The organism is Alkalicoccus luteus (genome assembly GCF_012034335.1).
In the GTDB taxonomy this organism is placed as follows: domain Bacteria; phylum Bacillota; class Bacilli; order Bacillales; family Salisediminibacteriaceae; genus Alkalicoccus; species Alkalicoccus luteus_A.
In genome coordinates this window covers 1-255 of sequence record NZ_JAATHJ010000107.1, presented here as the reverse complement: position 1 = coordinate 255, position 255 = coordinate 1, and the positions used below count along the sequence as shown (strand labels likewise).

1 rRNA gene is annotated in these 255 nt (G+C 55.7%); it reads right to left on the bottom strand.

The features are described 5' to 3' along the window. Window positions 1-255 (bottom strand): 23S ribosomal RNA (locus tag HCN83_RS18095); the annotation flags it as partial.

Below are 255 nucleotides of genomic sequence, written 5' to 3'. Positions count from 1 at the left end.
GTACGGGCACCCGTTTCCTCGCTAGAGGCTTTTCTTGGCAGTGTAGGATCGGGAACTTCGGTACTATATTTCCCTCGCGGTCACAGCTCAGCCTTACGGCAGACGGATTTACCTGTCTGCCAGCCTCTTCTGCTTCGACGCACACGTCCAGCGGTGCGCTTTCCCTACCTTCCTGCGTCCCCCCATTGCTCAAATGGAAACAAGGTGGTACAGGAATCTTTCGCCTGTTTGCCATCGCCTACGCTTTTCAGCCTC